Raw genomic sequence first — 25,727 nt, forward strand, 5'->3', positions numbered from 1 at the left:
ACTTGGCTACTCGATTTCGGATCGGCACCCGCAAGAGCGCGATGGCGCTGGTACAGACGGAAGAGATCGCGCTCCGCATGAACGCCGCCGTACCCGGCCTCGACGTCGAGATCGTCAAATTCGACACATCGGGCGATCTCGACCAGGCCAGCAAGCTGCTGCCGCATGGCGGCAAGGGCGGCGCCTTCGTGGCGCAGATCCGCGCCGCCGTGCTGTCGGGCGAGCTTCATGCGGCCATGCACTCGCTCAAGGACATGCCGGGCAACGAGGACACGCCCGGCCTCGTGATCGGCGCCACGCTGTCGCGCGATCCGCCCGGTGACGCGCTGGTGCTGCGGGATGGCGTGACGCTGGAAGCGCTGCGCCGGTCGCGCGGCAAGGGGATCAAGATCGGCACCAACGCGGTGCGCCGGGCCGCTTATGCGCGGCGCCTGTTCCCGGACGTGGAGGTGATCCACTTCCGCGGTGCGGCCGATACGCGGGTGCGGAAGCTCGACAACGGCGAGAAGCAGCGCCTGCCGGACGGCGGCGCGGTCGGGCCGGCCGATGCCCTGATCATGGCGCGTTCGGGCCTCGACCGCGTCGGCTTGTCCGGCCGTATCGCCTACGAATTCACCGCGGCGGAGATGCTGCCCGCGGTTGGGCAGGGCATCGTCGCCGTCGAATGCGCGGCGCAGGATTGGCAGACGCGTCAGATCCTGTCATCGATCGACGATCCCGCCGCGCATGCCTGCGCCGACGCCGAGCGCGAGGTGCTCTGGGTGCTCAACGGCCACTGCAATTCGCCGGTCGCGGGGTTCTCGACCATCGCCGGCGATCAGATGTCGCTGACGGCCTCCGTGCTCGACCTCTCCGGCAACACCATCATCGAGGCCTCGCGCGCGGGCCTTGCCAATCGTCCGCGCGAGCTCGGCCGTGCGGTCGGGTTGGATCTGCTGGCGAAGGGTGCCGCCGAGATCATCGAGCGCAGCCGGCCGCGCTGAAGTGGGTCATCACAGCGCGACGCGTAGTGGGCCAACGAGCCCCGTCATTTCCTGGCTGCGCAGACTGACCTGTCCAAATCAGTGAGTTCGACCGCGGCAACATGACAGCGTTGCTGTCACACCGATCGCCTTCGACGTTGCGCCATATCAAAACGCGCTGGATCACTCCTCAGCCTCTGTGCTCTTATAGATATCGCGACCCTTCCCAGGGCGCGCCGTGAATGAGTCACGACAGATGTCCATCGCTGCTTCCTCCGTTCGGATCGAGGCTCGTGTAGCGCAGCGCTGGCCTGGCCCCCGCGCGTCGATCATGCAGCCCGCGCCTGCGATGCAGCGGATCGCCCTGATCGCTCAAAATCTCAGGCGCCATCTCGATGCTATTTTCTGTCCACGAGCGTTCACAGATTTGAACGTTGCATCGCGTTCGCCGGGTCGGAAGGGGACTCTGTTGCGAAATTTCCTGCAGGAAGTTTGTCTCGTAGGTTCAAACAACAGAACTGGAGGAGCACATGGCTAGCGCAACTCAACACTTCGACGCTGTCGTGATCGGCGCGGGCTTTTCCGGCCTGCACATGCTGAAGTCGCTGAGAGACAAGTTGGGGTTGAAGGTCCGAGTGTACGAAACGGGAGACACTGTCGGCGGCACCTGGTACTGGAACCGCTACCCGGGAGCGCGCTGCGATTCTGACGCCTACATCTATTGCTTCACCTGGGACAAGCAGCTCCTGCAAGAGTGGGAATGGTCCGAACGCTATCCTGAGCAGCCCGAAATTCTTCGTTACCTCGAACATGTCGCGAAACGTCACGACCTCAAGCGCGACATTCAGTTCAATACACGCGTGACCGGGGCTGAATTCGACGAGAATACCAATCTTTGGATGGTTCACACCGACAAGGGAGAAGAGGTTGCCGCGCGGCATCTCATCACGGCCGTGGGCACCTTGTCGGATACGAACATGCCCCCCTTCAAGGGCTTGGAGAAATTTAGGGGCAAGTGGTATCACACCAGCCGCTTCCCGCACACCGGCGTAGACTTCACCGGCAAGCGCGTGGGTGTGGTCGGCACCGGAGCCACCGCGGTCCAGGCGATTCCCGAAATTGCGCAGCAGGCCAAACAGCTGATCGTGTTCCAGCGCACGGCCAACTATTGCGTGCCAGCGCGCAACGGCAAGGTGGATCCCGAATTGGTCAAGACACGAAAGGCGGACTACGAGGGTATTGTTCAGAGGATTCGGGAATCGTTCTTCGGTCAGGAGCACTACTTCATTCCGAAGTCCGTTCTGGAAGCAACGCGCGAGGAACGCGAGAGCGTGTTTGACCGCATGTGGGATGCAGGCGGCTTCGCCTTCTGGCTTGCCAACTATCAGGACATGTTCTTCTCGCAGGAGGCCAATGATGTCTGCGCTGACTACATCAAACGCAAGATCCGCAGCACCGTGAAAGATCCGCGCACCGCGGAAAAACTGATACCCAAGGGCCACGCCTACGGCACCAAACGGCAGCCGCTCGACACCAACTACTACGAAACCTTCAACAGGGACAGTGTGCAGCTGGTCGATGCGAAAACCGACGGCGGAATTGAAGAAATTACCGAAACTGGAATTCGCGCCGGCGGCAAGGAATATCCCCTCGATATCATCGTGTTCGCCACCGGGTTCGACGCCATGACGGGTCCGCTGAAGGCATTGAACCTGAGGGGCCGCGCTGGGCGCACGTTAACTCAGGAGTGGCACGACGGTCCGCATACCTATCTTGGCGTCGCCATCGCCGGCTTTCCGAACCTGTTTACCATCACCGGCCCGCAAAGCCCCTCGGTGCTGTCGAACATGCCGGTATCGATCGAACAGCATGTGGAGTGGATCACCGACTGCATCGAGACGATGCGCAAAAGCGGAAAGACCTGCATCGAAGCGACGCCATCGGCACAGGATCAATGGGGTGCCCATGTCAATGAAATCGTCAGCGCGACGCTGATGACGACTGCCAATTCCTGGTACATGAGCGCCAACATCCCCGGCAAGCCGCGCGCGTTTTTGCCTTACCTGGGACCGGAAGGGGTCGGCGGCTACAGGAAGAAGTGCGACGAGATCGCAGCCAAAGGCTACGAGGGTTTCGAACTTGCGTAGAAAAACGCGGCCAGGGCAAATGGGCGGGAGGGCATAGCCAGCCTTGCCGCCCAACAACGAGATGAGGGAGGGCGATCATGATCGATAACAGCTATTACTCTCAGGAGGTGCACGGTCCCTACGAGCTGTACGATGTCGGTAATCTTGAGCTGGAGGAAGGCGGTACAATTCGCGCCTGTAAGCTCGCTTACGCGACTTTCGGCAGCCTCAATGCCGCGAAAGACAATGCCATTCTGATTCCCACCTGGTATTCCGGCACAAACAAGATCATGGAGCAGGTCTATATCGGTCAGGGTCGCGCGCTTGATCCCGACAAATATTTCATCGTGGTCATCAATCAGATCGGCAACGGCCTTTCCACCTCACCGCACAACACGCCGCCGCCGTCCGGCATGGCAAATTTCCCGCACGTGCGCATCGGTGATGACGTGCGGGCGCAGCATAAGCTCCTTACAGAACGCTTCGATCTGAAAAGTCTTGCGCTTGTTGTCGGCGGCTCCATGGGCGCTCAGCAAACCTACGAATGGGCGGTGCGCTATCCCGATATGGTAAAGCGGGCGGCCCCGATCGCCGGTACTGCCAGGAATACGGTCCATGATTTCCTTTTTACGGAAACGTTGGTCGATGCGATCACCTCCGACCCCGGTTTCAATCGCGGTTTTTATACGTCACCGGCGGACGTGAGGGAGGGCTTGTTGCGCCATGCAAAAATGTGGGCCGTGATGGGTTGGAGCACGGAGTTTTTCCAGCAGGAGCGGCATAAGGCGCTGGGCTTTTCGTCGATGGACGATTTCATCGTAAACTTCATGAGCGCCTATTTCGGTGTCATGGACCCCAACGATTTGCTGTGCATGGCGTGGAAATGGCAGCGTGGCGATGTGAGTCGTCACACCGGCGGTGACTTGCGGGCCGCCTTGGGCAGGGTCAAGGCCAAGACCTTCGTCATGCCGATGTCGTCGGACATGTTCTTCCCGCCGTCCGATTGCCAGGCGGAGTGGCGATTGCTTCCCAACGCCGAGTTCAGACCAATCCAGACGGTCGATGGTCATCTTGCACTCTTCGGCGCGGATCCGAATGCGACCGCTCAACTCGACAAGCACCTTGGCGAATTGCTCTCAACTTAGATGCAAACAGACGCCCCGGGGCGGTCTTTGCAACCCACGTGTAACGCCCTGGCCCGCCGCGAAATCACGATCGGCGATCATGCCATCGTGCTCCTGTTTTGCCCGACGCCGAAGGCGCGGGGCGGGTCATGGCAGCCCAACGTTTTCAATGACTTGTGTACTGTGCATGGGGTTGTTTTCGCACTTTTTGTCGTCTCGACCCCAGGGATGAAACAATCACCCCCGCACGCGCTTCAGCATCTGCTCGACATGGACGATCGGCGTTTCCGGCTGAATGCCGTGGCCGAGATTGAAGATGAACCGTCCTTGCGCAAAATTTGCCAGCACGTTGTCCACCGCGCGGTCGAGCGCCGCACCGCCGGTGATCAGCACCAGCGGATCGAGATTGCCCTGCACCGCGACCCTGCTCTGCACGCGCTCGCGGATGAAGGCGGGCTCCGCGGTCCAGTCGATGCTGACGGCGTTGACGCCCGTCGCCTCGACGTAAGCAGGCAGTTGCGCGCCGGCCCCGCGGGGAAAGCCGATGATCTTCGCATCCGGTGCCTTCGCACGTACGCCCTCGACGATGCGCCGCGTCGGTTCGACCGACCAGCGCGCGAATTCGGCCGGCGGCAGCACGCCGGCCCAGGTGTCGAAGATCTGCAAGACATTGGCGCCGGCTGCGAGCTGTAGCAGGAGATACTGGATCGAATTCTCGACCAGCACGTCGATGATCTCCGCAAACGCCTCCGGATGCCGATAGGCCATCATGCGCGCCGGCGCCTGGTCGGGCGTGCCCTGGCCGGCGACCATGTAGGTCGCCACCGTCCACGGCGCGCCGCAGAAGCCGATCAGCGCGACTTTGGGATCGAGCGTGCCGCGCACGATCTTCAGCGCCTCGAACACCGGCTCGAGCTTGCCGAAGTCGGCGCGCGGCGCGAGCGTGGCGACCTTCGCCGGATCATCCAGCGGATCCAACCGCGGACCTTCACCGGCCTCGAAGCGCACGGAGCGGTGGAGTGCGTAGGGGATCACCAGGATGTCGGAGAAGATGATCGCCGCATCGAAGCCGAACCTGCGGATCGGTTGCAGCGTCACCTCGGCGGCGAGCTCCGGGTTGAAGCAGAGATCGAGGAAGCCGCCGGCCTTGGCGCGGACCTCGCGATATTCCGGCAGATAGCGGCCGGCCTGCCGCATCATCCACATGGGTGGAATGGCCTGGCGCTGGCCGGAGAGCACGTCGAGGAAGGGCTTGGTCGAAGACTGGGGCACGAATGGTCCTGGCGAGGGTTTATGGCTCCTGATACACCGCAGCGGCCCTCAGCGGAACAGGGGAACCAGGCCAATCGGGCCGCGTTGATCAGCCAATGGAGGAGATCATGGCTGAGACATTCAATCCTGCGCCGCACGACAAGCATGCCGACGATCCGCGCGAGGCGCTCGCCGCCGATCGGCAATCCAAGCTCGACGCCGGGCTGAAAGATAGCTTTCCGGCATCTGATCCAGTTAGCGCCGCCCAGCCGACACCCTCGAAGGCCGATGCGGATGCCGACAACCCCTCGCTCTGGGCGAAGGTCAAGGCCATCTTCAGCTAGCGGCGGGAGACGCCGGATTCCGATAGGGCCGCTAATGGCTTGTTAGCGATGCGCCGATCCCGGCGTCCGTAGGACTACTGGAAAAAGGCAGATCGCCGCGTATTCCGGTAGTGACTTCAGAGTTCAATAACAGAAGCGGCAGAGTTTCCGAACGATCGGAGAATTCTGCTGCATGGGTGCTGCAAGCCAAAGAGCCGGATGGAACCGTCTGCCGCTGCGCGCGGCGGCGTTCGTCGTGCTGACCTGCGCGACCATCCTCGGCGTCAGCGCCTGGCGCGAATGGGCTGCGCGCGACGCGGTGCTCAGAGGTGCCGAGGCCGAGATGGCGAACGTTGCGCGTTCACTGACGCAGCATGCGGAGGACAGCCTCGATCTGCTGGATTCCGGCGTCGTCGGCGTCGTCAGCCGTCTGGAGGTGGACGGCGCCGGACCTGCCACCGTCACCAAGCTCGACAAGGTCCTGGAGGCACGCAAGACGGCGATCGCGCGCATCAACAGCGTCGCCATCATCGACGACCAGGGCAACTGGCTGACCTCACCCGGCACGATCGGCTCGACCCTGACCGACGACGGGTTCTTCCGCTATCACCAGCTCTCGGCGAAGCGCGAGGCCCATGTCGGTCGCCCGGTGAAAAATCAGGAGGACGGCCAATGGGTCGTCACCCTGTCGCGCCGCTTCAACAAGCCGGACGGCAGCTTCGGCGGCGTCGTGCTTGCGACCATCAGCGCCAACTATCTCTCGCATTTCTACGAGCAGTTCGAGATCGGTCGGAACAGCGCCGTGGCGCTCGTGCATGGCGATGGCATGATCATCGCGCGCAACCCGAGCAATGACAAATTCGTCGGTCGCAACGTCGCCGACACGCCGCTGTTTCGCGACGCCAGCCTGCAGCGGCCGGGCGGCGCGTATCATTTCAGGTCGCCGCTGGACGGCGCCGAGCGGGTCAGCTTCTTCAAGCGCAGCAGCCGTTATCCGCTGGTCCTGCTCGCCACCGTCGACAAGGACGAGCTGCTGGCGCCGTGGCGCGAGGCCGCGATCTCCCGCATGCTCTACGTGGTCGCGCTGGTTCTGATGATCGCGATCATCGGTGCCGTGCTGGTGCGGCAGTTGCAGCGGGGCCAGCGCATGGCCGCGGCCCTGACCGAGAAGGAGGCTCACTTCCGCCTGCTCGCGGAAGGCTCCAGCGACATGGTGACCCGCATCGGGCTCGACGAGCGGCTGCGCTACGTCTCGCCCTCGTCGGTGCGCGTCGTCGGCTGGCGCGCCAATCAACTGATCGGCACGCCCGCGCTCGCGGGCATCAATCCGGAGGATCTGCTGCAGGTCCAGGCGATCGTCGATGCCATGAAGCGTGGCGAGAAGGAGGAGGCGCGCCTCGTCTATCGCAACGCGCACCAGGAGAACGGCGAGGTCTGGCTCGAATCGACCATGCGGGTGACACGCAAGGACAATGGCCGGGTCGACGGCGTGGTGGCGATCTCGCGCGATATCACCGAACACAAGAAGCTGGAGACGAGGCTCGAGACGCTCGCGATCGAGGACAGCCTCACCGGCCTTGCCAACCGCCGCCGCTTCGACGAGCGGCTGAAGGAGGAGTGGGCGCGCGCCTATCGCGACCGCTCCAGCCTCGCCTTGCTGATGATCGACGTCGACCATTTCAAATCCTACAACGACGAATACGGCCATCCCGCCGGCGACGCCTGCCTTCGCCTCGTGGCGCAGATCATCGCGGCCGAGACGCAGCGCCCCGGCGATCTCGCGGCGCGCTATGGCGGCGAGGAATTCGCCATGCTGCTGCCGAACACCGATGCCGCAGGCTGCGCCCGCATTGGCGACCGGATCCGACGGGCGATCCGCGAGGCGGGCCTCGTCCACACCACCAACCACGCGACCGGTTACGTCACCGCTTCGCTCGGAGGCGCGGCCTGCCGGCCGGTGCTGGAGCGCACGGCGGGCGTGGTCTCGCTCGTCGAGGCGGCTGACCGGGCGCTGTACACCGCCAAGGAAGCCGGACGCAACCGGCTAATGATGTCGGGCGAGGTTGCCAGCCTGATGGCCAAAGCGTCCGGTCAGTAGCTCATCGTCTCAATAATGCGGTGGCGGCTCGTTGGCGGGGCCCGGCGCATTCGCCTCGGCCTCCTGGAGCCGTTCATTCAGCTGTCCGATCTGACGCGTCAGCGCATCGATCTGCTTCCACTGCGCGGTGATGGTCTGGTTCAGCGTTTCGATCGTGTCGTCCTGATAGGCCAGGCGCGTCTCCAGCGTGTCGATGCGCTCGCTCAACGTCTTGATCTCATTCGTCACGGTCGTGCCCCATGTTTTGTCCGAGCAAGCCCCGCTCGCGCAAGCCGTGGCCGAGCGCGACGCGCTCGTCGAACACGAAGCATTCGCCGCGCCAGCGGCTCTGCGTCTCCGGCACCTCTTCCAGATATCGCAGAATGCCGCCCTTGAGGTGATAGACCTCGGCAAAGCCGCGTGCGAGCAGATGCGCGCTCGCCTTCTCGCAGCGGATGCCGCCGGTGCAGAACATCGCGATCCTGCGATGCTTGGCCGGATCGAGCTGTCGTGCGGCAAAGTCCTTGAACTGGCCAAAACTCTCGAGGCCGGGATCGACCGCGCCCTCGAATGAGCCCATCGCCACCTCGAAGGCGTTGCGGGTGTCGAGCAGTAGGGTGTCGGGCGCCGCGATCAGCGCGTTCCATTCGCTCGCATCGACATAGGTGCCGACCTGCCTTGTCGGATCGGCGGCGGCATCGCCGAGCGTGACGATCTCCTTCTTCAGCCGCACCTTGAGCCGGCCAAACGGCATCGCAGCGGCGTTCGAGAATTTGAGCTCGAGATTGTCCAGCCGGCCGCCGAACATCTCGCCGCGCGCGAGCTCGTGCGCGAAGGCGTCGATGGCATCGGCCCCGCCCGCGACAGTGCCGTTGATCCCCTCCTGAGCCAGCAGCACGCTGCCCTTCAGCGCCAGACCGGCGCAGTAGGCGCGCAGCGGCTCCCGCAGTTCGCGGTAATCCGGCAGGGCGGCGAACTGATAGAAGGCGACAACCTTGGTGAGCGAATTCGCGTCAGACATGGCGGCCCGTTTAGCAGGCGGCGGAGGTCCGGAAAACCCGCCATGGCCGAAAGCCCGATCCGACCATACGCCCAGCGGATGGCAGCCATTTCGCTGGTATGCCAGCATTGCCGAGAGCCGCCGGAATGTGCCATGTAGACCCGGTTTTTCCGAGATGGCGCGCCATCCGCAGCCCCGGCCCAGGTGGGCCTCAAGAGAGCCTAACGAGAGCAAGAATTCGCATGAGAAACTTCCATTTCCCCGGCAGATCCACGGTTCACGCCACCAACGCGATGGTGGCGACCTCGCATCCGCAGGCCTCGCTCGCCGCGATCGAGGTGCTGCGCGAGGGTGGCACGGCGGTGGACGCGGCGGTCGCCGGCTCGGCCCTGCTCGGCGTGATCGAGCCGCAATCAACCGGCATCGGCGGTGACTGCTTTGCGCTGATCCAGCCGCGGGGCGAGGGCAAGATCATCGCCTATAACGGCTCCGGCCGCGCACCGAAGGCTGCGAACGCCGACTGGTATCTCGAGCGCAAGATCAACTCCGTGCCGCTGACCTCGGCGCATGCGGTCTCGATCCCCGGCGTGATCGACTGCTTCGCGACCGTGCTGCGCGATCACGGCAAGTTCGGCTTCGACCGGCTGCTCCAGCCCGCGATCAAGGCGGCGGAGGAAGGCTACGTCGTCGCGCCCCGTATCGCCTTCGACTGGAAGAACCAGTTCGAGAAGCTGAAGGGCGGCACCAACACCGTGCGTTACCTGCTGCCGGGCGGCAAGCCGCCGGTGGCCGGCGACGTCATCCGCCAGGCCGAGCTCGGCAAGACGCTGCGCGCCATCGCCAAGGACGGCCGCGATGCCTTCTACAAGGGAGCGATCGCGGAGGACATGGTCGAGACCCTGCGCGGCATCGGTGGTCTGCACACGCTCGACGACTTCGCCGCGCACATCACCGAGACGACGACGCCGATCGGCACCATGTACAAGGGCTACGACGTCTGGCAGTGCCCGCCGAACGGCCCCGGCGTCACCGCGCTGCTGATGCTCAACATCCTGTCGCGCTTCGACCTGACCAAGTACGCGCCCGTCAGCGTCGAGCGCTTCCATCTCGAGGCGGAGGCCGCGCGCATCGCCTACATGAACCGCGAGATGCATGTCGCCGACCCCGATCATATGAAGATCAACGTCGCCGAGATGCTCGAGAAGGGCTTTGCCGACGAGTATATCAGCAAGATCCGGATGGACGGCATGCTCGACCTGCCGAATGTCGCGCCGCCAATGAACCCCTCGACCATCTACATCACCGTCGTGGACAAGGACCGCAACGTCTGCTCGTTCATCAACTCGATCGCGCATTCCTTCGGCTCGGCGATCGTCTCGGACAAGACCGGTGTCTTGTTCCAGAACCGCGCCGGCGGCTTCCGCATCCAGCCCGGCCATCCCAACTGCATCGCCGGCGGCAAGCGCCCGCTGCACACGATCATGCCGAGCCTGCTCACCAAAGGCGGCCGCTCCGTGATGCCGTTCGCGGTGATGGGCGGGCAGTACCAGCCGGTCGGACAGACCCACGTCGTGACCAATATCCTCGACTATGGCTGCGACGTGCAGGAGGCGATCGACATGCCGCGCGGCCTGCACTACGAGGGCCAGTACCAGCTCGAGGACAGCGTGCCGGCCAGCATCGTCGAGGGCCTGAAGAAGCTCGGCCACAAGACCACCAGCGTGGTCGGCCCGCTCGGCGGCGCCCAGGCGATATGGATCGATTGGGACAAGGGGACACTCACCGGCGGTTCCGATCCGCGCAAGGACGGCTGCGCGCTGGGCTATTGAGCGGTCGCGCGGTTCCCCGCGTAAGATCAGGAAAAGTTGACGAAGGGCGATGCCGCATTTGCTGCATCGCCCTTTTCGCGTTCGGAACAGAGCTCATTGCTTCAGGTTAAGGGGCGATGGGCGGTGCAGGCGTGCGCTGCTTTGCAGATCAGCGGCGGAGGCGGCGATGTCCGACAAACCAGGTTCCAGACAATCAGCATTCGATCGGCGCGCCTTCATGGCCGCAGCCGCCGGCAGCGCGCTTGTCCCGATGACGGCGCGCGCGGCCGCAGAGGATGCCAGGACTCCGGCCGCGCAGGATCCGGCCCTTCCTGTCGACGTCACGCTGCGGGTCAATGGCAGGGAGAAGCGGCTGAGCATCGATGCGCGCACCACGGTGCTCGACGCGCTACGTGAACATCTCAAGCTCACCGGCAGCAAGAAGGGTTGCGACCACGGCCAATGCGGCGCCTGCACGGTGCTGATCGAGGACCGCCGCGTGGTGTCGTGCCTCACCCTTGCACTCGCCGCCGAGGGGCAGGAGATCACCACGATCGAAGGCCTCGCCACCGACGATCGCCTGCATCCGATGCAGCAAGCCTTCATCGACAACGACGCGTTCCAGTGCGGCTATTGCACGCCCGGCCAGATCATGTCGGCCGTCGCCTGCGTCAAGGAGGGCCATGCCGGCAACGAGGCCGACATCCGCGAGTATATGAGCGGCAATATTTGCCGCTGTGCCGCCTATCCCAACATTGTCGCCGCGGTGAAGCAGGCCGCGCCCGAGATCTTGAAAGGCTAGGTGCATGCGACCGTTTTCGTATCAGAGGGCAACAGACCCTGACATGGCCGTGCAGGCGCTCGGCGCCGCAGCGGCCGCGAACAATCCGTTGACCCAGGCTCGCGCGCAGCCGCTTGCCGGCGGCACCACGCTGATCGATTTGATGAAGCTCGACGTGATGCGGCCCGCCGCGATCGTCGACATCAACCCGCTCGCGCACAGCTGGTCCGCGATCGAGCCCAAGGACGACGGACTGCGCCTCGGCGCGCTGGCGAAGATGTCGGACGTTGCCGCCCATGGGGAGGTCCAGCGCCACTATCCGGTGATCGCAAATTCGCTGAAGCTCGCCGCCAGCGCCCAGCTGCGCAACATGGCGACGCTCGGCGGCAACGTGATGCAGCGGACGCGTTGCAGCTATTTCCGCGACGTCTCGTATGAGAACTGCAACAAGCGCAATCCCGGCTCGGGCTGTGCCGCCATGGACGGCGTCAACCGCATGCATGCCGTGCTCGGCGTCTCCGACCAGTGCATCGCGACCTATCCCGGCGATTTCGCGCAGGCGCTGATCGCGCTCGATGCCGTGGTCGAGATCACGGGCAAGGCCGGCACGCGCAGCATGCCGTTCGCGCAGCTTCACAAGGCGCCGGGCACGACGCCCGACATCGAGACCACGCTTCAGCCCGGCGAGCTGATCTCGGCCTTCTCGATTCAGGGACGCTGGCCGCGCTCGGTGTATCTGAAGGCGCGCGACCGCCAATCCTACGAGTTCGCGCTGTCCTCGGCTGCGATCGCGCTCGACGTGCAGGACGGCACGATCAGGGACGCGCGCGTCGCGCTGGGCGGCGTCGCCACCGTGCCCTGGCGGGCGCGCGAGGCGGAGGCGCTGCTCAAGGGGCAGAAATTCGATGACGGACTGGCGCAACGCGTTGCCGATACCGCCTTCGCGGACGCGAAGGGGCGGCGGCACAACAGCTTCAAGATCGCGCTCGGCAAGCGCGTGATGGCACGCGCGCTCCAGCAGGCCGTAACGATGGAGATCTGATCATGACCGCTGCTGCTCCCGAGCCGAAGACGAACATGGGCCGGCCTGTGCCGCGCTATGATGCGGTCGTGAAGGTGACGGGACGCGCGACCTACGCGTCCGACATGCCGCTCGCCGATCCCGCCTATGCGTTTCTCGTCACCAGCGCGATCGCCAAGGGCCGGGTCGACCGCTTCGATCTCGATGACGCCAGGCGCGTCCGCGGCGTGATCGACATCGTCACCCACGAGAACGCGCCGAAGCTGCGGGAGTCGAAGCTGTTCAGCAATGGCGGCTATGCGGGCACGACGATCCAGCCGCTGCGATCGGCCGACATCGCCCATGACGGCCAGATCATCGCGGTGGTCATTGCCGAAAGCTACGAGGCGGCGCGCGAGGCCGCCAACCGTGTCAAGGTCAGTTACACGGCGGCAACGCCAAGCGCGACCTTCGACTCGCCCGGTACGACAACCGCGGCCGCGAAGGGACAGAATGCCCAATTCAAGGAAGACCCCAAGGTCGGCGATTTCGCCAAGGCGTTCGAGGAGGCCGAGGTCAAGCTGACGTCTTCCTACGAGACGCCGGCGCAGCATCACAATCCGATGGAGCTGTTTTCGACCAGCTGCGCCTGGATGGGCGACAACCTCGTGATCTACGAGCCGAGCCAGTTCGTCTACGGTCTCAAATACGGCGTCGCCGAACAGCTCGGCATCGACGCCGACAAGGTCCGTGTGGTCAACCCCTATGTTGGCGGCGGCTTCGGTTCGCGCGGCTCGATGACGCCGCGCACCGCCATCATTGCCAGTATCGCCAGGCGCCTGAACCGGCCGATCAAGCTGGTCCCGACCCGCGACCAGGGCTTCACCATCACCACCCATCGTGCCGAGACCCGCCACGAGATCAAGCTTGGTGCGCGTCGCGACGGCAAGCTCGTCGCGCTGAGGCACGAGGGCGCCGAGGTGTCGTCGCGCCCCGACGCCTATTGCGTCGGCGGCACCAAGACGACGACGCGGCTCTATGCCTGCCCGAATGTCGACAGCTTGGTCTCGATCGTTCGCGCCGACCGCAACACGCCCGGCTTCATGCGCTCGCCACCGGAGGTGCCGTATCTGTTCGCGCTGGAAAGCGCGATGGACGAGCTCGCGGTGAAGCTGAACATGGACCCGGTCGAGCTTCGCCGCATCAACGACACCACGAACGAGCCAATCAGTGGCAAGCCTTACACGTCGCGCTCGCTGATGGCCTGTTTCGACGAGGCCGCCAAGGCGTTCGGCTGGGCGCAGCGCTCGCCTGAGCCGAAATCGATGTCGGATGGCGACTGGCTGATCGGCTATGGCTGTGCCGCCACCTGCTATCCGGCGCAGATGGGACCCGCGGCCGCACGCGTCCGTCTGCAGCGCGACGGCCGCACCCGCGTCGAGATCGCCGGCCATGAGATCGGCACCGGCGCCTACACCGTCATCGCGCAGACGGCCGCCGAGCGGCTCGGCGTGCCGCTCGAGAAGGTGGCCGTCTTCATCGGCGACAGCGATCTGCCGCCAGCGCCCGTTGCCGGAGGCTCCAACTCCACGGCCAGCACCTGCTCTGCAGTGATGATGGTATGCGACCAGATCCGGCAACGCCTGTTCCAGGCGGTGATGCCGAGCCAGAGCCTGACGGACAAGGCCAAGGAGACCGTGGGCATCGGCCAGACGCCGGCGACGCAGGCGGCGAAGGGCGATCGACCGCTCGACCTGGAGAAGGCTTTCGATGCGCTGGGTGTCGGCGTCGTCGAGGAATACGGCGAGTGGAAGCCGGAAGGCGCGCCGCTGGATTCCTTCCGCGCCATGCACAGCGGGCAGGTGCGGCTCGTGGGCGGTCATTCCATGAAGGACCAGATCGCCTATGCGTTCGGCGCGGAATTCGTCGAGGTCCGCATCAACCGCTTCACGCACGAGATCCGCTGCCCCCGCTTGGTCGGCGCCTTCGCCGGCGGACGCATCATGAATCCGCGCACGGCACGCAGCCAGCTGATGGGCGGATTGATCTGGGGCATGTCGTCTGCGCTGCTGGAGGTCACCGAGATCGACGAACGCTATGCGCGCTACGTCAACGACAATCTTGCCGACTACCTCGTGCCGGTGAATGCGGACGTCCCCGGCGTCGAGGTCATCTTGCTCTCCGAGCAGGACGACCGCATCAATCCCGCCGGCGTGAAGGGCCTCGGCGAACTCGCCAATGTCGGCACCAATGCGGCGATCTGCAATGCGATCCATCACGCCACGGGCCAGCGCATCCGCAAGCTCCCGGTCCGGCTGGAAAATATCGAGGCGTGAGGGGTGGAAACCTCACCCGCGTTGCGCTAGACACCTCCCGCCTCAAACGGAAGGTGCCTTATGCAGCGTTTCCAGCGCGCGCTTCTCGCCCTGATGTCGGCACTCGCGATCACCGTGATCGCCGGCGTGTCGCATTTCGTTTCCACCACGGCCTCGGCCCAGACCGCAGGAAAGACCATGACAACAGCTTCAGGCTTGCAGATCATCGACGGCGTCGTCGGCACTGGCGCTTCGCCAAAGCCGGGCCAGATCTGCGTGATGCACTACACCGGCTGGCTGTACGAGAACGGCCAGAAGGGCAAGAAATTCGACTCGTCCGTCGACCGCAACGAGCCGTTCGAATTCCCGATCGGCAAGGGACGCGTCATCGCCGGCTGGGACGAGGGCGTTGCCTCGATGAAGGTGGGGGGCAAGCGCACGCTGATCATCCCGCCGCAACTCGGCTATGGTGCGCGCGGCGCCGGCGGCGTGATCCCGCCCAACGCGACGCTGATGTTCGAGGTGGAATTGCTTGGAGTGAAGTGACGGCGCAGCCGTCAATTCCGGGACGGTGCGAAAGCACCGAACCCGGCGCAAACAAAAAGACCGGCCTTTCGGCCGGTCTTTTCGCTTTCAGCGAGATGTCGCTATTCAGCTGCGCGACGCGCGGCCGCCGCAGCGCGATCCATTGCTTCCTTCGCAGCGTCCTTGGCATCTCCCATGGCCTGCTGGCCCTTGCCCTTTACTTCCTGCACCACGCCTTCGCCCTTCATGCGATCGGAACCGGTGGCTTCACCGATGCCCTGCTTGGCCTTGCCGATCGCCTCGTTCGCGGTGCCCTTGATCTTGTCGGTCGTGCTGCCCATGAAAATCTCCTTTCCGTTTGCTCGGAATGACAACGCTGGGCGGCTACGGGGGTTCCGATTTTGGTATGGCTAGCGGATGCGGCTTTGGGTTAATTTGCCGCGCACGGAACCAACAGAAAGCAAGTCCCATGAGCGGCCATGATCATTCGCATTCCCACCATGACCACGATCATGATCGCTGGAAGCATGACGGCGTGCGTGTCATTCCCGGCAACCAGCTCGACACCAACGTGCCGTCGACCGCCGGTATGGACCGTGCGGCCGCCATCAATTTCGCGCGTGTCGGCGCACAGAAATTGTGGGCGGGTACGGTCAGCATCAAGCCCGACGCCAAGACCGGAGCGCATCACCATGGCCATCTCGAAAGCGTCATCTACGTCGTGAAGGGCAAGGCGCGGATGCGCTGGGGCGAGAAGCTGCAATTCACCGCCGAGGCCGGCCCCGGCGATTTCATCTTCGTTCCGCCCTATGTGCCGCATCAGGAGATCAACGCCAGCCCCGACGAGGTGCTGGAATGCGTGCTGGTGCGCAGCGACGGCGAGGCGGTGGCGATCAATCTCGACATCGAGCCGGTCGAGAAGCCCGAGACCGTGCTGTGGATCGACCCCGTCCACCGCGATCCCAACGAGAAGAAGTAGGCTTCGAAACGGCGCGGGGTTCGGTGCGACAGAACCCCGCAGGCGCGACCCCCAAAAAAATATCCGGAAGCGATGTCGGGTGGGTGTCGGCCGGTCCGTCCTTGGGAGTACCCGCCAAGGAGCTTCCGATGCCCAAGATGATCTTCGTCAGCCTGCCGGTGACCGACCTCAAGCGCGCCACTGCCTTCTATGAGGCGGTCGGCGCGGTCAAGAACCCGCAATTTTGCGACGACACGGCGTCTTGCATGGCTTTTTCCGAGACCATCTTCGCCATGCTGATGACCCACGACAAATTCCGTCAGTTCACGCCGAAGCCGATCGCGAATGCCAGGACCTCGAACCAGGTGCTCCTCTGCCTGTCCGCTGACAGCCGCGGCGACGTCGACGATATCGTCGCCAGGGCCGAGGCCGCGGGCGGAGTGGCCGATCCCAGCCCCAAGGACGAATATAGCTTCATGTATGGCCGCAGCTTCGAGGATCCCGATGGCCATATGTGGGGCGTGAACTGGATGGATCTCGCGGCGGCCCCTCAGCAGCCCGACCTCGCGAACGCCTGATCGTTGCCCGGAACAGGAGCATTCACATGTCCAAGGTCACACCCTGCCTGTGGTTCAACGGCGATGCCGAAGACGCCGCGAACTTCTATGTCTCGCTGCTGCCCGATTCCAAGATCGTGCACGTCCAGCGCAACGTCTCCGATGGCCCCTCCGGCAAGGAAGGTTCGGTGCTCGTCGTCGAGTTCACGCTCGGCGGGCAGCGTCTGGTCGCGCTGAATGGCGGCATGAAGATGGAGTACACCCACGCGATATCGCTGATGATCGATTGCGACGACCAGGCCCAGGTCGACAGCGTCTGGAACGCATTCCTCGCCCATGGTGGCAAGGAAGAGCAATGCGGCTGGCTCAGGGATCGCTGGGGCGTGGCCTGGCAGGTGGTGCCGAAGGCGATGTTCGAATTCCTGTCGAGCGCGGACAAGGCAGCGGCGGCGCGCGCCGTGCAGGCCATGATGAAGATGGTCAAGCTCGACGTGGACGTGCTGCGTCAGGCGTTCGAGGGCAAGTCCGCGGCGTGAGACCAATGTCCGCGCTCCAATCTCGCTGTCATCGCCCGACTTGATCGGGCGATCCAGTACTCCGAGACGGCGATGTGATACGGGGATGCTGCGGCATACTGTCATGCCCGGTCAAGCCGGAGCATGACAGCGGTGGGCGGGCGACCGCGCGGAGCTCGCCTTAATAATTGATCCGCAGCCCCACGCCGCCGTGGATGGTGTTGCCGACCGGCTGCGGGCCCAGCGTGCCGTTGGCGAAGAGATCGACGATCCAGCCTTTTTGCACGCGGAAGCCGAGCCGGCCGCCATATTCGAACCAGCCCTGGTTGCCCATGGTCGGCACCACCACGCCGTTGCCGGTCACGGTCGCCACGATGCCGCTGTGACCCGCGAAGGACTGCACCCAGCCGCCGTTGATGTTGGTCTCGATGTTGCTGCCGTAGAGATGCGTCCACTGGCCGCCGATCTTGACCAGGCTGGTGCGGTCGGTACCGGTCGCAATCGTGGCGTCGAACGGATTGAAGGCCACCGTACTGTCGGTGTAGCCCGACACGCGCTGCCACAGCTGCCAGACCTCGACGGAGGCCGCGACCTCGTCGCGCGGCGACAGGCGGCTGATCCATCCGGCGCGGCCATAGACGGCGTAGTTCGAGGCGTTGGTCGAACTGGTCACGCTCACCGGGCCGAGGCTGGTGTCGTAGCTGCGGGTGTAGCGTGCCTTCTCCCAAGGCGTCAGGACCGTGCCGACGTCGAAGAACGGGCGCGAGGAGCCCCAATTGGTGAAGTCGTAACGCAGCGCGAAGGCGCCGATCGGCGCGCTCGTGATCTTGTAGCCGCCCTCATCGTAGTGCGTGTAGGCGATGCCGGCGAGCAGCGACAGATTGTTGGTCAGCTCCTTGCGGCCGTGGATGCCGGCGGAGAACGAGCCGGCCGAGCCGAACGCGCTGACACAGTCGCCGCAATTGACCTGCTCGTTGACGCCGAGCAGCACCGTGCCGAGCACGCGGTTGGTGATCATCTGGTTGAAGCGCTGATTGGCGAGGCCGCCGATCGAATTGCCGCTGGAGTCCGCGCCGGTCGGCGATGGAATTGGTATCGGCGAGGGCGAGGGAGAAGGGGAAGGCGAGGGGCTTGGTGAGGGTGACGGCGATTGAGCCGCGGCCGAACCGATGCCGAGCGCGGCCGAGCAGAATGCAACGGCGAGAAGGATCGCCGCCCGCATCGCGCACTGTCTTGCCCGCTTCACCATCGTCACCGCCCGCACAGCATGCCGTCGTCCTGGACGGCAGGCGTGATGGTCGGCGAGGCGCCGGCATATTGGTTGACGGCGCAAAGCCCGGCGCTTGCCGCGCAGTTGGCAGCGAAGGTCCAGGGCGGCGTGTTGGTCTTGGTGATGCTGACCTTGCCGCCGGTCGAGGTGATGATCGCGGTGTCGCCGGGCTGGGTGAGCTGCACGCATTGGGACTTCGTCGCGCAGACGCTGGCAGCGCCGTCCTGAAGTACCACGACGGAGCGGCCGCGCTGCGAGAGAATGTCGAGCGTGGTGCCGCGCACGCCGATGGTCGCGAGCGGCGTCGTAATCTTGTAGGCGGCCTTGTCGGAGTTGCCGGTGACGAAGCGGAATGCGCCGGTGGTCATGCGGATCGCGACGTCGCGATAGCTGTGGTCGTCATTGAAGACGGTGCGGTCGAGCTTCAGCGTCGCGCTGGGCCCCAGCGACAAATTGGTGCTGTCGGCCATGACGAAGCGCGCGGCGCTGTCGGCGCCGGTGCGCACGGTCTCGTCGCGCAGCATGCTGTCGCCGACATTGATCGGTGTGGTGGTCGCGGCGACGCGCACCACTTCGTTCTGGATCACGACGGCTTGGCCGACGCGTGTTTGTGCCTGCGCGCAAGGGGATGTGCACAAGGCGGCCGACAGCAGAGAGGGGAAAAGCCAAAAACGCAAATTCATTTCGTAACCGATCGATATGTCCCTGATCGTACCGGATCGCGCGCGCTTGCGATGTGGCGGAATTATCACAAGCGGCGCGGGACGTGCGCTATGCTTAGTGACAGCCGCGGCAGAATGCGTTCAATGAAACTTGCGATCTCTTTTTTTGCCCGCGGTGACGCAAATTTGCCACGCAAAACATCCCCACAGCAGACGCTGGAATTGGTTGCGGTTCCAAAGGTGTCGCGAAGCGCAGTGATTGCTGTCGCGATATTCCTGATCGCTCATCTTGTGCTGCTGATCGGTGTTGTGACGCCGCAGAAGTTCGTCTTCGATGAGGTGCATTACGTGCCGGCGGCGCGGCAGATGCTGGCGCCTGCAATGTCGCAGCCGATGCTCAATCCAATGCACCCGCCGCTGGGCAAGGAGCTGATCGCGGCGTCGATCGCAGTCTTCGGCGACAACGCGCTTGGCTGGCGCTATCCGGCGACCTTGTTCGGCGCACTCGCCGTCGTCGCGATCTATCTGTGCGGCCTTGCGCTGTTCTCCGCGCAAGGGCCGGCGATCGCGGCGGCGCTGATCGCGGGCAGCAACCAGATGCTCTACGTGCAGGCGCGCATCGCCATGCTCGATATTTTCGCGCTCGGCTTCGGTCTGCTTGCAACCGCCGCTTTCATGCATGGTTTTCGACGGGAGCGGCCGCACGCGCCGTTCGCGCTCGCGGGCAGCCTGTTCGGCTGTGCTGCGGCGTGCAAATGGAGCGGCCTGTTCCCGCTCGGCGTCTGCATCGTCGTTGTCGCGGTGATCCGCCTGATGCAGGGCTGGCGCACCCAGTTTGCCGACGCCAGGCCGAGCGACTGGTACCGGCCGGACCTCTGGGCCGGTTTTCGCGCGCAGCATGCCGCGCTCTGCTTCGTCCTCCTGCCGGCGACGACGTATCTCGCCGCTTTCGTTCCGCTCCATGGATTGTCGTTGCCGGACCTGATCGAGGCGCAGCGGCGGATCTTCGCCGACAACACCACGACCGCCATCGCCGGCCACACCTATATGAGCGCATGGCCATCCTGGCCGTTGCTGGCGCGTCCGGTCTGGTTCCTGTTCGACAAGACGGCGGAGGACCACGTCGCCGCGATCGTCTTTCTCGGCAATCCGCTGGTCGCATGGCCGGCGTTGTTCGCGCTCGCCGTTGTGCTGCGCGACTTCGTCGTCGCGCGGCGCTGGGACGCCTTCCTGATCGCGGCGTTCTATTTCGGCCCCTGGCTCGCCTGGGCGCTGCTGCCGCGCACGCTGGGCTTCATCTACTATTACCTGCCGGCCGCAACCGCGGCGTCGCTTGCTCTGGTCTATGTGCTGCGGCGGGAGGGGCTGCCGCGCTGGCTGCTGTGGGCCTATGTCGGCCTCGCCGCGGCCGGCTTTGCAATCATGCTGCCGATTTCCGCGGCCTTCATCGGCGTCTCGATGCAGACCTTCAACCGGTTGATGCTGTTCCAGAGCTGGATATGACAACGCCGCCTGCCGGAGAGGGCAGGCGGCGTGGTTGTTGCGACGAACGGGTGGCGCTTATTTCGACGCGGTCTTGGTGTCCATGTTCACGACCTGGACGCGGCGGTTGACCGGGTCGGCGCCGTTGGCGGCATCCTTCAGCTTGGTCTCGCCGTAACCGACGGTGACGAGATCGGTGCCGTTCAGGCCGTAATTCTGCATCAGGTACTTTTTGATGGTGTCGGCGCGCCGTTCGGACAGGCCTTGATTGTACTCTTCGCCACCGGTCGCATCGGTGTGGCCGGCGACCACGAAGGTCGAGCCCTTGAGCGCCGGATCGGCCAGCGCCTTGCCGAGCGCGTGCACCGAGGCCATCGAGGTCTTGGCGATGTCGGCCGAGTTGTAGTCGAACTGGATCTCCAGATCGATCTTCGGCTTGGTCGCCGCGAGCTCGGCGATCTGCTCGCGCTCGCCCGTCGAGAGCGACCGGGTCGAGCGGTTCCGCACGGTGTTCAGGAAGGTCGCTTCCTTGGCCTGCGCGGTCGTGTCGGTCTGCGGGCCCACGGACAGGCCGCGGGTTGCCGGCTTGGGCTTCAATGCATCCAGGATCTTGTCGGTGGAAACGTTGTTGTCGCCGGCCAGGGCCAGGCCCGCCGTCATCGACAGCGCGGCGGCAAGAGTCATCGCCTTCAGTCCAAAGAACTTATCAAAACGGGTCATCGTCATATCCTCGCTGTTACGCCTGATGGCGATTTGATGCTGCGAGCCTAGGGCAGGTTCAAAGGCCTTGATGTGATCTTGGTCACATTCAAGATCGCGGCGGGAGGACACTCTGCTGCTGTCGAGATCTCTTGCTCGAACCGGCTCCCTGGGTTCCCGGAAACCCGCGTGCACCGATCGTCGCAAAGGCGTCGCCTCGCGGCCCGCGCGCGAACAAGAATTCGTCCAGATGCCCGCCTAGCAGGCTTCAATCATTCGACAATTCGTCCGCGAGAGGAGCCGAGTTTCACCCAGTGCCGAGGCCGAGCGACTACCAACGTGACAACCAGTTCTATCGCAGCGGTCCGCCGGATCGGACAGTGTCCCTGAGCTCGATGCCCATCTATATCGGCGCCGCGATGATCGCGGTGGCGATCCTGCTGTCGACGTTGATCACCGGGCTGACCTCCCGCTATGTCGGCCTGGAAGGGCCGACCGAGGAGAACATGTGGCTGGTCGATCGTCTCACCGGCGACGTCTATCGCTGCCAGTCGGAGGGGCGCGGCAAAGCGTCGTGCGCGCCGGACGTCGCCACGGGCAGCGTCGGGGAGCGCCCAAAAGCCGCACACTAGAAGGGACGAAAATATCTTCTCTGCGAGCCGTTGTCCCGGAAAGATAGATGCTGCGTTGGCCGGCATGTAGCCGGCTTCGTTTCCGGGAAGGAGAAATTGATGAAGACTCTGTTGCTCGCGGCAACGTTCGTTGCACTTGCTCTGTCTCCAGCATCCGCCGCCAAGATGGCGTGCACCAGCGCGAACATGGCAAAGCTCGTGGCCGGGATGGGCGGCGAAGACACGCCGGCCAAGATGGCCGCGAGGAAGTCCATGGCCTCGGCCAATTCCGACATGAGCAAAGGCGACATGCGCGGCGCCTGCAAGCACTACATGAATGCCGAAAAAGCGATGGCGATGAAGTAAGGCTTTCTGCCGAACTTGCACGTTCTGGCCGCGCTGGCAGCAGATGGCAGCGCGGCCTTTTCGTGAGCCCGTTGCTTCGCCGTCTCTGTTTTTCCCGGCACGAATCCCGCTACATTGCTCCCCGCAATGTCCCGCGCCCCGAAACCTCTCCCCCTCTCGACGACACAGGCCCGGCAGATCTGGCTGCATGCCCAGCGGCTGGATGAGCGCGCCCCGTTCGGCGAGGGCGCGCAGGCCGTCGCGGACGCAGTCGCGCATCTCGGCTATGTGCAGATCGACACCATCAATGTGATCGAGCGCTGCCATCACCACATCCTGTTCAGCCGTATCCCGTCTTACCGCCGCGCCGACCTCCGGCATGCGCAGAGCGCCGACAAAAGCGTGTTCGAATACTGGACCCATGCGCTGTCCTACGTGCCGGCGAACGACTTCCGCTTCTTCCTGCCGGCGATGCGCGAGCACCGGCGCGAGGGGCACAAATGGTTCGCCTCGGTGACGCCGGCCGACACGCGCAAGGTCATGCGGCTGGTGCGTGCCGCACCGTTGACGATCCGCGACATCGAGGACGACGTGCTCACGGAGAAGGAACATCTGTGGCAGAGCCGCAAGCCCTCGAAGCGGGCTTTACAGCTCGCCTTCTATACCGGCGCCGTGACCATCAGCGCCCGCCAGGGCATGCTGAAGACCTATGAGCTGATGACGCGGCATTTTGGCTGGGACCAGCTGCCCAGGCCCGCGTCGGCGAAGGAGATCACGGCCTATCTGCTCGACCGCGCGCTGCGCTCGCAAGGTGTAGTCAGCCTGGATTCGATCTGTCATCTCGACGCCCCGCGCAAGAAGGCGATCGCAGGCCTGATCGCCTCGCGCGTCCGCCGCGGCGAGCTCGTGCCGATCGCGCTCGAGGGCGCAGGCAAGCAGGAGCATTGGGCCCCGCCCGCCGCACTGGAGCCGCATGAGGTGTCGCCCGATCTCGTCCACATCCTCTCGCCGTTCGATCCCCTGATCATCCAGCGCAAGCGCACCAATCTGATCTTCGGCTACAACCATCTGTTCGAAGCCTACGTGCCGAAGGCCAAGCGCAAGCTCGGCTATTTCGCCTTGCCGGTCCTGGTCGGCGACGAGATCGTCGCCGCGCTCGACCTGAAGACGGACCGGCAGAGCAAGAAGCTGTTGATGCAGAAATGGACCTGGGTCGGGCAGGGCAAGAAGACGGCGCGGCGCAAGGAGCTCAAGCGCGTGATCGAGGATGAGCTCGATCGCTTCGAGCGATTTCAACTGGCGGAGTGAGCCCCTCGCCACCGTGTCGGTCTCGTAGGGTGGATTAGCGAAGCGCAATCCACCACTTCACTTTCCGCGGACGCAAACAGCGGTGGGTTACGCCTTCGGCTAACCCACCCTACGCAGTTGGGCGAGCCGATCGATCCAGACGCCAACCGCAATCCCCACCGCATAAGCCACCAAATTCCATAGCGAGAAGATGCGACCCAGCAGCAGCGCGCCGGCCGTGGTCAGCCGGAACGCATCGAGCCACGGCACATGCACCAGGCGGGAGAACTCGACGACGATTGCGATTGCTGCCGCGCCGGCTGCAAGTTGGCTCCGCGTCAGCCGCGGCAGCAGGACCCCGACCAGCAGAAACACCATCGTCGCCCACAATAGCGAGCCGCCGTACTTCACCACGAAGGCGGGCAGGCCGAGTGAAAAGCCATACCAGCGCAAGGATAGCCCGGAGACGATGACCGCGAGCGCAAGGGCGGCGCGGACCAGCGATGTCCACCGCGGCGTCACAGGGTGGTGCGGCTGCGCTCCATGCATTGCTCGCTCCATTGACTCTTCATTCGCGATGCTCAAAACCGCCACTCAGCCCTAGAAAAGCAACAACCCGGGGGACGCCATGAGCCAGACCACCACCTATGCCGGTTCCGCCGGCGGTGCCAAGAACGCCAACAAGAGCGAAATCGAGACCTCGACCATCCGCGCCATCTCCTGGCGCCTGATTCCGTTCCTGGTGCTGGCCTACTTCTTCTCCTATCTCGACCGCGTCAATCTCGGCTTCGCCGCGTTGACCATGAACGCCGAGCTGAAGTTCACGCCGCTAATCTTCTCCTGGGGCGCCGGCATCTTCTTCATCGGCTACTTCATCTTCGAGGTGCCGAGCAATCTGGCGCTGGAGAAGTTCGGCGCAAGCCGCTGGATCGCCCGCATCATGGTGACCTGGGGCATCATCTCGGCACTGATGGCGATGGTCAGCGGCGTCACCAGCTTCTACGTCCTGCGCTTCCTGCTCGGAGTCGCCGAGGCCGGCTTCTTCCCCGGCATCATCCTCTATCTCACCTATTGGTATCCGGCCGAATATCGCGCCCGCTTCCTCGCGGCCTTCGCCGTCGCGGTGCCGGTCTCGACCGTGATCGGCGCGCCGATCTCCGGCCTGCTGCTCGGGCTCGACGGCATGATGGGCCTGAAGGGATGGCAGTGGCTGTTCATTCTCGAGGGCATCCCCTCGGTGCTGCTCGGGATCGTCACCTGGTTTTACCTGACCGACAGGCCTGAGAAGGCGGACTGGCTCTCGGCCGAGCAGAAGGCCTGGCTCAAGACGAAGCTTGATGCCGAGATCGCGGCCAAGCAGGCCGCGAAGCATCTGACGCTGGGCGAGGCGCTGTCCTCGCCCAAGGTGATCATGCTGAGCCTGATCTATTTCGGCTTCGTCGGCGCGCTCTACGGCATGCAGTTCTGGCTGCCGCAGATCGTCAAGGCGTTCGGTCTCACCAATGCGCAGACCGGCTTCGTCACCGCGATTCCGTATCTGTTCGGCACGATCGCGATGATCCTGTGGGCGCGGCACTCGGATGCCACGCGTGAGCGCGTGATGCATGTCGGTGCGCCCATGATCCTGATCGCGGTCGCGCTCGCCATCTCCAGCTATCTGACCGACCCCACCTTGACGATGGTGGCGCTGACCTTCGCCGCCATCGGCGTGTTCTGCGTCTTCGGCGTATTCTGGACGTTGCCTACGGCATGGCTCTCGGGCACCGCGGCGGCCGGCGGCATCGCGCTGATCAACTCGATCGGCAATCTCGCCGGCTTCGGTGGCCCCTATCTGATCGGCTGGGTCAAGGAAGCGACCGGCCAGACCTCGCACGGCTTGCTGGTGCTCGCCGTGATGCCCCTGATCGCCGGCATTCTCGTCTTTGTCGGCGGCCACGAGACCAAGCACGAGTTCGCCGAGCAGGGGCGGTAGAGCCCTGTAGACGGTCCTGTAGGGTGGGCAGAGCGTAGCGTGCCCACCAGACCGTTGTTGCGATCCTCAATTGAGAG

Annotated in this window: 26 protein-coding genes; 18 read left to right on the forward strand and 8 right to left on the reverse strand. The window is 64.3% G+C overall.

What is annotated here, in order from left to right:
* Positions 1-2 precede the first annotated feature (2 nt).
* The 3 genes from hemC (at position 3) to HAP40_RS09700 (ending at position 4,233) form a co-directional block, all read left to right on the forward strand.
* Positions 3-983, forward strand: coding sequence for a hydroxymethylbilane synthase (hemC, locus tag HAP40_RS09690; protein WP_166818020.1), 981 nt, complete (start codon positions 3-5; stop codon positions 981-983).
* 509 nt (positions 984-1,492) lie between these two features.
* Entirely contained in the window at positions 1,493-3,109 is a 1,617-nt protein-coding gene (locus HAP40_RS09695) for a flavin-containing monooxygenase (protein WP_166818019.1), read from the forward strand.
* A 77-nt stretch (positions 3,110-3,186) separates the two neighbouring features.
* Positions 3,187-4,233, forward strand: a complete 1,047-nt coding sequence (locus tag HAP40_RS09700) for an alpha/beta fold hydrolase (protein WP_166818018.1) — start codon at positions 3,187-3,189, stop codon at positions 4,231-4,233.
* Positions 4,234-4,449: 216 nt separating this feature from the next.
* On the opposite strand, the gene hemE is transcribed toward HAP40_RS09700, so the two are convergent.
* Positions 4,450-5,484: a uroporphyrinogen decarboxylase gene (hemE, locus tag HAP40_RS09705; protein ID WP_166818017.1), complete on the reverse strand. Its 1,035-nt coding sequence runs from the start codon at positions 5,482-5,484 to the stop codon at positions 4,450-4,452.
* Positions 5,485-5,591: 107 nt separating this feature from the next.
* Here hemE and HAP40_RS09710 point away from each other — a divergent pair, with 107 nt between their 5' ends.
* Entirely contained in the window at positions 5,592-5,807 is a 216-nt protein-coding gene (locus HAP40_RS09710) for a hypothetical protein (protein ID WP_166818016.1), read from the forward strand.
* A gap of 172 nt (positions 5,808-5,979) precedes the next feature.
* Positions 5,980-7,884, forward strand: coding sequence for a diguanylate cyclase (locus HAP40_RS09715; protein WP_166818015.1), 1,905 nt, complete (start codon positions 5,980-5,982; stop codon positions 7,882-7,884).
* Between the two features lie 9 nt (positions 7,885-7,893).
* On the opposite strand, the gene HAP40_RS09720 is transcribed toward HAP40_RS09715, so the two are convergent.
* Positions 7,894-8,112, reverse strand: a complete 219-nt coding sequence (locus tag HAP40_RS09720; RefSeq protein WP_166818014.1) for a SlyX family protein — start codon at positions 8,110-8,112, stop codon at positions 7,894-7,896.
* Positions 8,102-8,884, reverse strand: a complete 783-nt coding sequence (locus tag HAP40_RS09725) for a rhodanese-related sulfurtransferase (RefSeq protein ID WP_166818013.1) — start codon at positions 8,882-8,884, stop codon at positions 8,102-8,104. The genes HAP40_RS09720 and HAP40_RS09725 overlap by 11 nt, the downstream gene beginning before the upstream one ends.
* A gap of 221 nt (positions 8,885-9,105) precedes the next feature.
* On the opposite strand from HAP40_RS09725, the gene ggt reads away from it, so the two are divergent.
* The 5 genes from ggt to HAP40_RS09750 all read left to right on the forward strand — a co-directional run bounded on the left by ggt (position 9,106) and on the right by HAP40_RS09750 (position 15,313).
* Positions 9,106-10,692, forward strand: coding sequence for a gamma-glutamyltransferase (gene ggt / locus HAP40_RS09730; protein ID WP_166818012.1), 1,587 nt, complete (start codon positions 9,106-9,108; stop codon positions 10,690-10,692).
* Between the two features lie 166 nt (positions 10,693-10,858).
* Positions 10,859-11,473: a (2Fe-2S)-binding protein gene (locus HAP40_RS09735; protein WP_166818011.1), complete on the forward strand. Its 615-nt coding sequence runs from the start codon at positions 10,859-10,861 to the stop codon at positions 11,471-11,473.
* 43 nt (positions 11,474-11,516) lie between these two features.
* Positions 11,517-12,494 (forward strand): FAD binding domain-containing protein, encoded by a 978-nt coding sequence (locus HAP40_RS09740; protein ID WP_246741136.1) that lies wholly within the window; start codon positions 11,517-11,519, stop codon positions 12,492-12,494.
* Positions 12,495-12,496: 2 nt separating this feature from the next.
* A complete protein-coding gene (locus HAP40_RS09745) occupies positions 12,497-14,788 on the forward strand; it encodes a xanthine dehydrogenase family protein molybdopterin-binding subunit (RefSeq protein WP_166818009.1) in 2,292 nt (763 codons plus the stop codon).
* A 60-nt stretch (positions 14,789-14,848) separates the two neighbouring features.
* Positions 14,849-15,313, forward strand: a complete 465-nt coding sequence (locus tag HAP40_RS09750) for an FKBP-type peptidyl-prolyl cis-trans isomerase (protein ID WP_166818008.1) — start codon at positions 14,849-14,851, stop codon at positions 15,311-15,313.
* A 101-nt stretch (positions 15,314-15,414) separates the two neighbouring features.
* On the opposite strand, the gene HAP40_RS09755 is transcribed toward HAP40_RS09750, so the two are convergent.
* Positions 15,415-15,633 (reverse strand): CsbD family protein, encoded by a 219-nt coding sequence (locus HAP40_RS09755; protein WP_166818007.1) that lies wholly within the window; start codon positions 15,631-15,633, stop codon positions 15,415-15,417.
* Between the two features lie 128 nt (positions 15,634-15,761).
* Between HAP40_RS09755 and HAP40_RS09760 the strand changes: the two genes are divergently transcribed.
* The 3 genes from HAP40_RS09760 (at position 15,762) to HAP40_RS09770 (ending at position 17,343) form a co-directional block, all read left to right on the forward strand.
* Complete coding sequence (locus tag HAP40_RS09760) at positions 15,762-16,271, forward strand: cupin domain-containing protein (protein ID WP_166818006.1); 510 nt, start codon at positions 15,762-15,764, stop codon at positions 16,269-16,271.
* Positions 16,272-16,399: 128 nt separating this feature from the next.
* Entirely contained in the window at positions 16,400-16,828 is a 429-nt protein-coding gene (locus HAP40_RS09765; protein WP_166818005.1) for a VOC family protein, read from the forward strand.
* Positions 16,829-16,854: 26 nt separating this feature from the next.
* Positions 16,855-17,343, forward strand: a complete 489-nt coding sequence (locus HAP40_RS09770; protein WP_166818004.1) for a VOC family protein — start codon at positions 16,855-16,857, stop codon at positions 17,341-17,343.
* A 160-nt stretch (positions 17,344-17,503) separates the two neighbouring features.
* Here the strand turns inward: HAP40_RS09770 and HAP40_RS09775 are convergent, their stop codons facing one another.
* Complete coding sequence (locus HAP40_RS09775) at positions 17,504-18,544, reverse strand: hypothetical protein (RefSeq protein WP_166818003.1); 1,041 nt, start codon at positions 18,542-18,544, stop codon at positions 17,504-17,506.
* A gap of 29 nt (positions 18,545-18,573) precedes the next feature.
* Positions 18,574-19,275 (reverse strand): FecR family protein, encoded by a 702-nt coding sequence (locus tag HAP40_RS09780; protein ID WP_166818002.1) that lies wholly within the window; start codon positions 19,273-19,275, stop codon positions 18,574-18,576.
* A gap of 51 nt (positions 19,276-19,326) precedes the next feature.
* Between HAP40_RS09780 and HAP40_RS09785 the strand changes: the two genes are divergently transcribed.
* Entirely contained in the window at positions 19,327-20,757 is a 1,431-nt protein-coding gene (locus HAP40_RS09785; protein ID WP_166818001.1) for a phospholipid carrier-dependent glycosyltransferase, read from the forward strand.
* Between the two features lie 57 nt (positions 20,758-20,814).
* Here the strand turns inward: HAP40_RS09785 and HAP40_RS09790 are convergent, their stop codons facing one another.
* Positions 20,815-21,456 carry an OmpA family protein gene (locus HAP40_RS09790; protein ID WP_166818000.1) on the reverse strand — a complete coding sequence of 214 codons (642 nt, stop codon included), beginning with the start codon at positions 21,454-21,456 and terminating at the stop codon, positions 20,815-20,817.
* A gap of 374 nt (positions 21,457-21,830) precedes the next feature.
* On the opposite strand from HAP40_RS09790, the gene HAP40_RS09795 reads away from it, so the two are divergent.
* The 3 genes from HAP40_RS09795 to HAP40_RS09805 all read left to right on the forward strand — a co-directional run bounded on the left by HAP40_RS09795 (position 21,831) and on the right by HAP40_RS09805 (position 23,699).
* A complete protein-coding gene (locus HAP40_RS09795) occupies positions 21,831-22,067 on the forward strand; it encodes a hypothetical protein (RefSeq protein ID WP_166819561.1) in 237 nt (78 codons plus the stop codon).
* 99 nt (positions 22,068-22,166) lie between these two features.
* Positions 22,167-22,412 carry a hypothetical protein gene (locus HAP40_RS09800; protein WP_166817999.1) on the forward strand — a complete coding sequence of 82 codons (246 nt, stop codon included), beginning with the start codon at positions 22,167-22,169 and terminating at the stop codon, positions 22,410-22,412.
* 126 nt (positions 22,413-22,538) lie between these two features.
* Entirely contained in the window at positions 22,539-23,699 is a 1,161-nt protein-coding gene (locus HAP40_RS09805; protein ID WP_166817998.1) for a winged helix-turn-helix domain-containing protein, read from the forward strand.
* A gap of 99 nt (positions 23,700-23,798) precedes the next feature.
* Here HAP40_RS09805 and HAP40_RS09810 read toward each other — a convergent pair whose 3' ends face one another.
* Entirely contained in the window at positions 23,799-24,227 is a 429-nt protein-coding gene (locus HAP40_RS09810; RefSeq protein ID WP_166817997.1) for a DUF2809 domain-containing protein, read from the reverse strand.
* 79 nt (positions 24,228-24,306) lie between these two features.
* Here HAP40_RS09810 and HAP40_RS09815 point away from each other — a divergent pair, with 79 nt between their 5' ends.
* A complete protein-coding gene (locus tag HAP40_RS09815) occupies positions 24,307-25,650 on the forward strand; it encodes an MFS transporter (protein WP_166817996.1) in 1,344 nt (447 codons plus the stop codon).
* Positions 25,651-25,727 lie beyond the last annotated feature (77 nt).

It is taken from the genome of Bradyrhizobium sp. 1(2017), assembly GCF_011602485.2.
Classification (GTDB): Bacteria; Pseudomonadota; Alphaproteobacteria; order Rhizobiales; family Xanthobacteraceae; genus Bradyrhizobium.

What these genes read in the sequence shown, in the direction of transcription:
- HAP40_RS09750 (WP_166818008.1), top strand. Translation starts at nt 14,849, where the DNA reads ATGCAGCGTTTCCAGCGCGCGCTTCTCGCCCTGATGTCGGCACTCGCG.
- HAP40_RS09695 (WP_166818019.1), top strand. Translation starts at nt 1,493, where the DNA reads ATGGCTAGCGCAACTCAACACTTCGACGCTGTCGTGATCGGCGCGGGC.
- HAP40_RS09790 (WP_166818000.1), bottom strand. Translation starts at nt 21,456, where the DNA reads ATGACCCGTTTTGATAAGTTCTTTGGACTGAAGGCGATGACTCTTGCC.
- HAP40_RS09800 (WP_166817999.1), top strand. Translation starts at nt 22,167, where the DNA reads ATGAAGACTCTGTTGCTCGCGGCAACGTTCGTTGCACTTGCTCTGTCT.
- HAP40_RS09710 (WP_166818016.1), top strand. Translation starts at nt 5,592, where the DNA reads ATGGCTGAGACATTCAATCCTGCGCCGCACGACAAGCATGCCGACGAT.
- HAP40_RS09735 (WP_166818011.1), top strand. Translation starts at nt 10,859, where the DNA reads ATGTCCGACAAACCAGGTTCCAGACAATCAGCATTCGATCGGCGCGCC.
- HAP40_RS09765 (WP_166818005.1), top strand. Translation starts at nt 16,400, where the DNA reads ATGCCCAAGATGATCTTCGTCAGCCTGCCGGTGACCGACCTCAAGCGC.
- HAP40_RS09700 (WP_166818018.1), top strand. Translation starts at nt 3,187, where the DNA reads ATGATCGATAACAGCTATTACTCTCAGGAGGTGCACGGTCCCTACGAG.
- HAP40_RS09715 (WP_166818015.1), top strand. Translation starts at nt 5,980, where the DNA reads ATGGGTGCTGCAAGCCAAAGAGCCGGATGGAACCGTCTGCCGCTGCGC.
- HAP40_RS09740 (WP_246741136.1), top strand. Translation starts at nt 11,517, where the DNA reads ATGGCCGTGCAGGCGCTCGGCGCCGCAGCGGCCGCGAACAATCCGTTG.
- HAP40_RS09815 (WP_166817996.1), top strand. Translation starts at nt 24,307, where the DNA reads ATGAGCCAGACCACCACCTATGCCGGTTCCGCCGGCGGTGCCAAGAAC.
- HAP40_RS09745 (WP_166818009.1), top strand. Translation starts at nt 12,497, where the DNA reads ATGACCGCTGCTGCTCCCGAGCCGAAGACGAACATGGGCCGGCCTGTG.
- ggt (WP_166818012.1), top strand. Translation starts at nt 9,106, where the DNA reads ATGAGAAACTTCCATTTCCCCGGCAGATCCACGGTTCACGCCACCAAC.
- HAP40_RS09770 (WP_166818004.1), top strand. Translation starts at nt 16,855, where the DNA reads ATGTCCAAGGTCACACCCTGCCTGTGGTTCAACGGCGATGCCGAAGAC.
- HAP40_RS09755 (WP_166818007.1), bottom strand. Translation starts at nt 15,633, where the DNA reads ATGGGCAGCACGACCGACAAGATCAAGGGCACCGCGAACGAGGCGATC.
- HAP40_RS09780 (WP_166818002.1), bottom strand. Translation starts at nt 19,275, where the DNA reads ATGAATTTGCGTTTTTGGCTTTTCCCCTCTCTGCTGTCGGCCGCCTTG.
- HAP40_RS09785 (WP_166818001.1), top strand. Translation starts at nt 19,327, where the DNA reads ATGTGGCGGAATTATCACAAGCGGCGCGGGACGTGCGCTATGCTTAGT.
- HAP40_RS09810 (WP_166817997.1), bottom strand. Translation starts at nt 24,227, where the DNA reads ATGCATGGAGCGCAGCCGCACCACCCTGTGACGCCGCGGTGGACATCG.
- HAP40_RS09805 (WP_166817998.1), top strand. Translation starts at nt 22,539, where the DNA reads ATGTCCCGCGCCCCGAAACCTCTCCCCCTCTCGACGACACAGGCCCGG.
- HAP40_RS09760 (WP_166818006.1), top strand. Translation starts at nt 15,762, where the DNA reads ATGAGCGGCCATGATCATTCGCATTCCCACCATGACCACGATCATGAT.
- HAP40_RS09725 (WP_166818013.1), bottom strand. Translation starts at nt 8,884, where the DNA reads ATGTCTGACGCGAATTCGCTCACCAAGGTTGTCGCCTTCTATCAGTTC.
- HAP40_RS09795 (WP_166819561.1), top strand. Translation starts at nt 21,831, where the DNA reads ATGCCCATCTATATCGGCGCCGCGATGATCGCGGTGGCGATCCTGCTG.
- HAP40_RS09775 (WP_166818003.1), bottom strand. Translation starts at nt 18,544, where the DNA reads ATGCGGGCGGCGATCCTTCTCGCCGTTGCATTCTGCTCGGCCGCGCTC.